At 71.6% G+C, this 7,343-nt stretch carries 7 protein-coding genes and 1 pseudogene; 2 read left to right on the top strand and 6 right to left on the bottom strand.

Annotated features, from left to right (window positions below):
- From GT030_RS00520 to GT030_RS00495, 6 genes are all read right to left on the bottom strand, one after another.
- Window positions 1-1,094 (bottom strand): cytochrome P450 (locus GT030_RS00520; protein WP_161199295.1); only part of this gene is annotated, 1,094 nt, incomplete at its 3' end.
- Between the two features lie 10 nt (window positions 1,095-1,104).
- Window positions 1,105-2,157, bottom strand: a complete 1,053-nt coding sequence (locus GT030_RS00515) for a type III polyketide synthase (protein ID WP_161199294.1) — start codon at window positions 2,155-2,157, stop codon at window positions 1,105-1,107.
- Window positions 2,158-2,384: 227 nt separating this feature from the next.
- Window positions 2,385-2,618: a DUF6213 family protein gene (locus tag GT030_RS00510; RefSeq protein ID WP_030809089.1), complete on the bottom strand. Its 234-nt coding sequence runs from the start codon at window positions 2,616-2,618 to the stop codon at window positions 2,385-2,387.
- 25 nt (window positions 2,619-2,643) lie between these two features.
- On the bottom strand, window positions 2,644-4,029 hold the full coding sequence (locus GT030_RS00505) for an NADP-dependent succinic semialdehyde dehydrogenase (RefSeq protein WP_161199293.1): 1,386 nt from the start codon (window positions 4,027-4,029) through the stop codon (window positions 2,644-2,646).
- Window positions 4,030-4,104: 75 nt separating this feature from the next.
- A complete protein-coding gene (locus GT030_RS00500) occupies window positions 4,105-4,578 on the bottom strand; it encodes an NUDIX domain-containing protein (protein WP_161199292.1) in 474 nt (157 codons plus the stop codon).
- Complete coding sequence (locus GT030_RS00495; protein WP_161199291.1) at window positions 4,575-6,113, bottom strand: ATP-dependent DNA ligase; 1,539 nt, start codon at window positions 6,111-6,113, stop codon at window positions 4,575-4,577. The genes GT030_RS00500 and GT030_RS00495 overlap by 4 nt, the downstream gene beginning before the upstream one ends.
- 78 nt (window positions 6,114-6,191) lie before the next feature.
- Between GT030_RS00495 and GT030_RS00490 the strand changes: the two genes are divergently transcribed.
- Together GT030_RS00490 and GT030_RS00485 are read left to right on the top strand one after the other, a co-directional pair.
- Window positions 6,192-6,806, top strand: coding sequence for an XRE family transcriptional regulator (locus GT030_RS00490; protein ID WP_161199290.1), 615 nt, complete (start codon window positions 6,192-6,194; stop codon window positions 6,804-6,806).
- Window positions 6,807-6,903: 97 nt separating this feature from the next.
- Window positions 6,904-7,343: pseudogene (locus tag GT030_RS00485) on the top strand (NADPH:quinone oxidoreductase family protein); the annotation flags it as partial.

Genomic DNA, 7,343 nt, shown 5'->3' with positions numbered 1-7,343 from the left:
AGCTCGGACTCCAGCCGGGCGAGCATCCCGCCCGGGCAGTAGTGCGGGCCGAAGCCGAAGGTCACGTGCGGGTTGGGGCTGCGTTCCACATCGATGGTGTCCGGGTCGGGGAAGACCTCCGGGTCCCGGTTGGCGGCCAGGTAGGAGGTGTAGACCGCGTCGCCCGCACGGATACGGACGCCCCTGATCTCCACGTCCTCCAGGGCGATACGGCAGAGACCGACCGCGTTGCGGTGCGGGATGTACCGCAGCAGCTCGTCGATCGCCTTCGGCCGGATCTCCCGGTCCGAGCGCAGCCGCTCCGCCAGCTCCGGCCGGGTCAGCAGCAGGTAGAACATCTGCCCGCTGTTGTTGGTGACCGCCTCGCCGCCGATCTGGAGCAGCACGGCGAGGCCGACCGCCTCCACCAGCGTGATCTCGTCCCGGTCCACGGCCTCGCTCAGCAGCGAACAGACCGAGCCCTCGGGGCCGCGCGCGCCGTGCCCGACGAGGTCGGTGAAGTAGGTGCTCATCTCGCGCTTGGCCCGCTCGCTGACCTCCTTGCCGTGCGCGGAGGACAGGATGAGCTGGGTCCAGTCGTGCATGGAGTGCCGGTCGGCGGGCGGCACGCCCATCAGCTCGCAGATCACCGCGATGGGGAACGGGCTGAGCACGGCGCTGGTGAGATCGGCCGGCGGCCCGTCCTGGAGGAGTTCGTCCACCAGCTCCTCCAGCATGGCCCGCGACCGCTCCCGGACCCGCTCCACGCCCTTGGCGGTGAACGCGGCGGCCACCGAGCGGCGCAGCCGGGTGTGGTCGGGCGGGTCGAGGAAGCCGACCGCGCCCCGGTCCGGGATGAAGTGCGGGGCGAGCCGCGTGACCTGCTGGGCCATCACGGCTTCCCGGCCGAAGCGGGGGTCGTTGGTCACCATGCGCACGTCGTCGTACCGGGTGACCAGCCACGCCCAGCCCTCACCGTTGGGCAGCTGGACGCGGGTGACCGGGCCCTCGTTCATCAGCTCGGTCAGCACCGGGTCGAAGTCGGTGCCCGCCAGGTCGGTGACCGGCCACTGCCGGATCGGAGGCGGGGCGCCGGTGAGCGTCTCGTCGGTCATGGCGCCCCTCCTATTCCCGGCCGACCCAGCGGCCGACGGTCATCTCGGCGGTGATGCCCGGCCCGAACCCGGCCAGCAGCCCGCGCGCCCGGTCCTCGGCACCGCCGTCGTCGAACAGCCGGCGCAGCGCGTCCAGCACGACGGCGCTCGCGATGTTGCCGTACTCGGTGAGCGTGGCCCGGCTGAACCGGAACGCGTGCGGCTCGACCTTCAGGAACTTGCTGAGGTCGTCGAGTATTCGGGGGCCGCCGGCGTGGATGATGTAGAAGTCCAGGTCGGAGGCGTTCCAGCCGTGGGTGGCCGCGAGTTCCTGGAGCGCCGGGGCCAGCGGCTCCATCGTGGTCGGCACCCGCTTGTCCAGCATGAAGTGGAATCCGGTGTCCCGGACGTCGTACGAGATCCAGTCCTCGGTCTTCGGGATCAGGTACGAGCCGTTGCGTTCGAGCTGCACACCCGCGCCGCCCCGGCCGCGCACCACGGCGGCCGCGATGCCGTCGCCGAACAGGCCGTTGGAGAGCAGGGAGCCGACGCCGAGGTCGGTGGGCTGGTAGCACAGCGAGCAGAACTCGCAGGCCACGATGAGGGCGTTGGCCTCCGGGTAGGCCGAACAGAAGTCGTGCGCCCGGTTGATGGCCGCACCGCCGGCCGCACAGCCCAGCTGGGCGATGGGGAGCTGCCGGGTGGTGCTGGAGAAGTCCATCTCGTTGATCAGCCACGCGGTGAGCGACGGCATCATGAAGCCGGTGCACGACACGTAGACGATGACATCGATGTCGGAGGTGAGGAGTTCGGCCGAGTCGAGCGCCTCCTGGATCACCGCGGGAACCCGGGCCTTGGCCTCGGACTCGTACAGCTTGTTGCGCTGCTCGAAGCCCGGGTGCTTCAGGGTCTCCTCGATGGGCTGCACGATGTGCCGGGTGCGCACTCCGGTGTTCTCGATCAGACGGAGGGCCAGCGGGAGCTGCGGGTTGTCCGCGTGGTGCGTGCGGGCCAGCTCCAGGGTCTCCTCCATGGTGATCACGTGTTCCGGCACGGACACCGAGGGTCTGCACAAAGTCGCCATGAGCGGTCCCTGCTTTCGCCGTCCGGCGGGCCTTCGTCCGCCGGTCAGAAGGTGGTCCACCCACACTCACCCGGAAGGCCGACGATCTCGCGCCGGATTACTCCGAACCGGCGAGAACAGAGAGTGATGAAAGGTCGTTCTCGCAGCTCAGGCCCGCCGCGACAGGGGCGCGGGGAACTGCCGCGGCACACCATGACGCGGCAGCACCCCACGACGCTCCGAAACCCCTACGGCGCCCCACTGCTGTGAGCAATGCACGCCACATCGATCCGATCCGCCAACTTGGCCAGCTCAATGGTCAACTCGGCGACGGTCTCCTCATCGAGCCCCCGCTCCCCGGCCTCCACAAGATGCACCCATCGCGCGCCGACGCTGCGCAGCAACTTGCTGACGTCGCCGGCCGAAACCCGCAGCGCACCACGCTCGTCCACGATCAGAGGCAGAGTCACTTCGCCGTTCACAGACCGGATCGTATCCGTGTGATCCTCACGCTCCCTGCCAAACGGTGGTGATGTTGCAGAACTCCCGGATTCCCTGCGCCGACAGTTCACGCCCGTACCCCGACCGCTTCACCCCGCCGAAGGGCAGCGCCGGGTGTGAAGCGGTCATGCCGTTGATGAACACGCCCCCGGCCTCCAGGTCCCGCGCGCAGTGCGCCATCTCGTCCTCGTCCCGCGTCCACACGTTCGAACTGAGCCCGAACGGGGAGTCGTTGGCGATCAGGATCGCGTCCTCCAGGTCCTCCGCCCGGTACACGGTCGCCACCGGCCCGAACGCCTCCTCGCGGTGGATACGCATCTCGCGGTCGACGCCCGCGATCACGGTCGGCGGGTAGTACCAGCCGGCGCCACCGGGCCGCTCGCCCCCGCACAGGATGTCGGCCCCGCTGCGGCGCGCGTCGTCCACCAGTTCCTCCACGTCCGCCCGGCCCTGCTCGGTGGCGAGCGGCCCGACGTCGGTGCGGTCGTCCATGGGGTCGCCGACGGTCAGGTCCTTCATCCCGGCGACGAACTTCTCCAGGAACGTGTCGTAGACGTCCCTGTGCACGATGAACCGCTTGGCGGCGATGCAGGACTGCCCGTTGTTCTGCACCCGTGCGGTCACCGCGACCCCGGCCGCCCGGTCGAGGTCGGCGGAGGGCATCACCAGGTAGGGGTCGCTGCCGCCCAGCTCCAGTACGGTCTTCTTGATCATCTCGCCGGAGGTGGAGGCGACCGCGCGCCCGGCCGGTTCGCTGCCGGTGAGGGTGGCGGCCTTGACCCGCTCGTCCCGGAGGATCTCGTCGACGGCGGCCGAGCCGATCAGCAGCGTCTGGAAACAGCCGACCGGGAACCCGGCCCGCTGGAACAGGCCCTCCAGGTAGAGGGCGGTCTGCGGCACGTTCGAGGCGTGCTTGAGCAGGCCGACGTTGCCCGCCATCAGCGCGGGCGCGGCGAACCGGATCACCTGCCACAGGGGGAAGTTCCACGGCATCACCGCGAGCACCGGCCCCAGTGGCCGGTAGACCACGCGTACCCGCGAGGCGCCGGAGTCCTTCACGTCCGCCTCGTCCGGCACCTCGTCGGCGAGCAGCCTCTCGGCCCGCTCGGCGTACCAGCGCATCGCCTTGACGCACTTGGCGGCCTCCGCGCGGGCCTGCGCGAGCGGCTTGCCCATCTCGGTCGTCATGATCCGGGCGATCTCGTCGTTGTCCGACTCCAGCAGGTCGGCGGCCCGGTTCAGATGCTCGGCGCGCTCGGCGAACGACGTCGTCCGGTAGGTCCGGAAGGTGGCCTCGGCGAGCTGGAGCCGGCGCTCCACCTCGGCTTCGTCCATCGGCTCGTACGTCTTGACCGTCTCGCCGTTGGCCGGGTTCACCGTGGCGATGGGCATGGCTGACCTCCTGGTGCGGGGTGTGCGTCGACCTTCGCGCGCGGCAGGCGGCACCGCAACGCTTCGATCCCCTGTTCAGCCCGAGTGCTCCGCCAGACGGTCCAGAAACGTGCCCTGTCCGGAGACCATCAGCGGCCTGGCCTCCTCGGGGGTGAACCAGGCCACCCGGTCCAGCTCCGGGAACTCCTGGACGCGGCCCGAGTGGGGCGGCCACTCCATGGTGAAGGTGCCGGGCGCGATCGTCGCGGGGTCGAGGTCGGCCTCCACCGCCCAGGCGGTGACGATCTTGCCGTTGCGCTGGGCGATCTCGCCCAGCGGCAGCGCCGGGCCCTTGGGCGGGGCGATGCCCAGCTCCTCCTGGAACTCCCGGCGGGCCGCGTCCCAGGCGGGTTCGTCCGCCTCGTACTCGCCCTTGGGCACCGACCAGGCACCCTCGTCCTTGGTGGCCCAGAACGGGCCGCCCATATGGCCGAGCAATACCTCCAGCCCTCGGTCGGTGTGGCGGAACAACAGCAGTCCCGCGCTGCGCTTCGTCGCACGCACTGTCACGCCTTGACCTCCGGGTGGGCCGCGAGCAGGTCCTCCACCGTATCGGCGTCCTCGGGCCGCTTGTCCTCGCGATAGCGGATCACCCGCGCGAACCGCAGGGTGACCCCGGCCGGGTAGCGGGTGGAGCGCTGGAGCCCGTCGTAGGCGATCTCCACCACGAGTTCGGGGCGTACGGTCACGCCCCAGCTCTTCTCCTCCACCGCGAGTTCGCCGAGCCGTTCGGTCTGCCAGGCGAGCATCGCGTCCGTCATGCCCTTGAAGGTCTTGCCGAGCATCGCGTAACCGCCGTCGGCCGTGCGGGCGGCCAGGTGGAGGTTGGAGAGCCTGCCGGTGCGGCGGCCGTGGCCCCACTCGGCGGCCAGCACCACCAGGTCGAGGGTGTGCACGGGTTTGACCTTCAGCCAGGACGCCCCGCGCCGGCCCGCGCTGTACGGCGCGTCCAGCCCCTTGGCCACGATGCCCTCGTGCCCGCGCGCCAGGGTCGCGGCCGAGAACTCCTCCGCCGAGGCGGTGTCCTCCGGCCCGGCCACCAGCGCCCGGCGCACCCGCATCGGCTCCGGCACCAGCCGGGCCAGCTCCGCGTGCCGTTCGGCGAAGGGCAGGTCCAGCAGGTCCCGGCCGTCCACGGAGAGCGCGTCGAAGAACACGGGGGAGACCGGGACCTCCTCGGCCGCCCTGGCCACGTCCACCCGCGAGCCGACCCGGCCGGCCGTCTCCTGGAAGGACCGGGGGCGCCCGTCCGGGCCGAACGAGATCACCTCGCCGTCCAGCACGAACCGCTCGCCCGGCAGTTCCAGCGCCGCCGAGGTCACCTCGGGCAGCCGGTCGGTGATGTCGTCCAGCGTCCGGGTGTAGACGCGCACCTCGTCACCGTCCCGGTGCACCTGTACGCGGATGCCGTCGAGCTTCTCCTCCACCGCGCAGGCGCCCAGCTTCTCCACCGCCTCCGCGACCGAGGACGCGCTGCGGGCCAGCATCGGCAGCACCGGGCGCCCCACCGTGAGCCGGAACTCGTCCAGCGCGCCGGGACCCTCGGCGAGCAGCGCCTGGGCGACCGTCTGGAGCGAGCCGGCCAGCATCACCGCCCGCCGCACCGTGGCCGGGTCGGCCTCCGTGGCACGGGCCAGCCCTTCCACGGCGAGCGCGTCCAGAGCGCCCTGGCGGACCTCGCCGGTCAGCAGGCCGCGTAGGAACCGCTGTTCGTCCTCGGTGGCCGCGCCCATCAGCTCGTCCACGATCCGTGCCCGCTCGGCCTGCGAACCGGACCCGGACACCCCGGCCAGCCCGGTCAGCAGGGCGTCCACCCCGCGCACGGTGAGCGTGGGTTCGGCGGCGGGCGGCACCTCGCGGCCGAGCACCTTCCAGCCGACCCCGATCCGGCCCTGCGGCAGCCGTCCCGCCAGATACGGAATGACCACGGGCACGTCGTCGGGCTCAGCGTCCCGGAAGAGTTCCGCGAGCAGATCCGTCTTGCGGGTCCGGGACGCCGTAGCGGCGACCTGACCCGACACCTCCGCGAGCCGAGTGAGCAGCATGCAGCATTGGTGCTCTGCCAAGGCCCCGCTCACACCTGCGGGATTGACAAACCACCTTGCCGAATCTGCAATACGGGCATGAGTGGGACGAGCGACGCGGGCGCGGAGAGCACCGACGAGGTGCTGGCCGCCGTGGGCCCGAGACTGCGGCACCTCCGCAAGGAACGGGACGTGACGCTGGCCGCCCTGTCGGAGACGACCGGCATCTCGGTCAGCACCCTCTCCCGGCTGGAATCCGGTCTGCGCCGCCCCAGCCTGGAACTGTTGCTGCCCATCGCGCAGGCCCACCGGGTGCCGCTGGACGAGCTGGTCGGCGCCCCGCCGGTCGGTGACCCGCGCGTGCGGACCGAGCCGGTCAAGCGGGACGGCCGCACCTTCTACCCCCTGACCCGGCGTCCCGGCGGGCTCCAGGCGTACAAGGTGCTCGAACCGCGCCGCGACCGGCAGCCGGACCCGCGCACCCACGAGGGGTACGAGTGGCTGTATGTGCTCTCCGGGCGCCTCAGGCTGGTCCTCGGGGACCACGACGTGGTGCTGGGGCCGGGGGAGGCCGCCGAGTTCGACACCCGCGTGCCGCACTGGTTCGGGTCGGCGTGCGACGGGCCGGTGGAGTTCCTGAGCCTGTTCGGGCCGCAGGGGGAGCGGATGCATCTGCGGGCGCGGGCGGGGCGGCGGTCCGAGGGGGAGGGGTGAGCCTTTCCCTTCCCGGCACCTGTTCCCTGATCGGCAAGCGACCGCTTAGTATGCCCAGGACCCCGGTTCAGACGACGCAGTCCCGTGGAGGCCCGGCATGCAGGCATGGCAAGTGCACGAGAACGGCGAGCCGCGCGAGGTGATGCGCCTGGCGGAGGTGGAGCGCCCCACGCCCGGCGAGGGCCAGGTGCTGCTCCGCCTGCGTGCCGCCAACGTCAACTTCCCGGACGCCCTGCTCTGCCGGGGCCAGTACCAGATCCGGCCCCCGCTGCCCTTCACGCCGGGCGTGGAGATCTGCGGCGAGACCGAGGACGGCCGCCGCGTCATCGCCAACCCGGCGCTGCCGTACGGTGGTTTCGCCGAGTACGCGCTCGCCGACGCCCGGGCGCTGCTGCCCGCGCCCGAGGCGCTGGACGACGCCGAGGCGGCGGCGCTGCACATCGGCTACCAGACCGGCTGGTTCGGCCTGCACCGGCGTGCGTACCTGGAGGCGGGGGAGACCCTGCTGGTGCACGCCGCGGCGGGCGGTGTCGGCAG

This window comes from Streptomyces sp. SID1328 (assembly GCF_009865595.1).
Lineage (GTDB): Bacteria > Actinomycetota > Actinomycetes > Streptomycetales > Streptomycetaceae > Streptomyces > Streptomyces griseoluteus.
The sequence above is the reverse complement of the archived record's forward strand: the minus strand, read 5'-3'. Positions and strand labels throughout refer to the sequence as shown.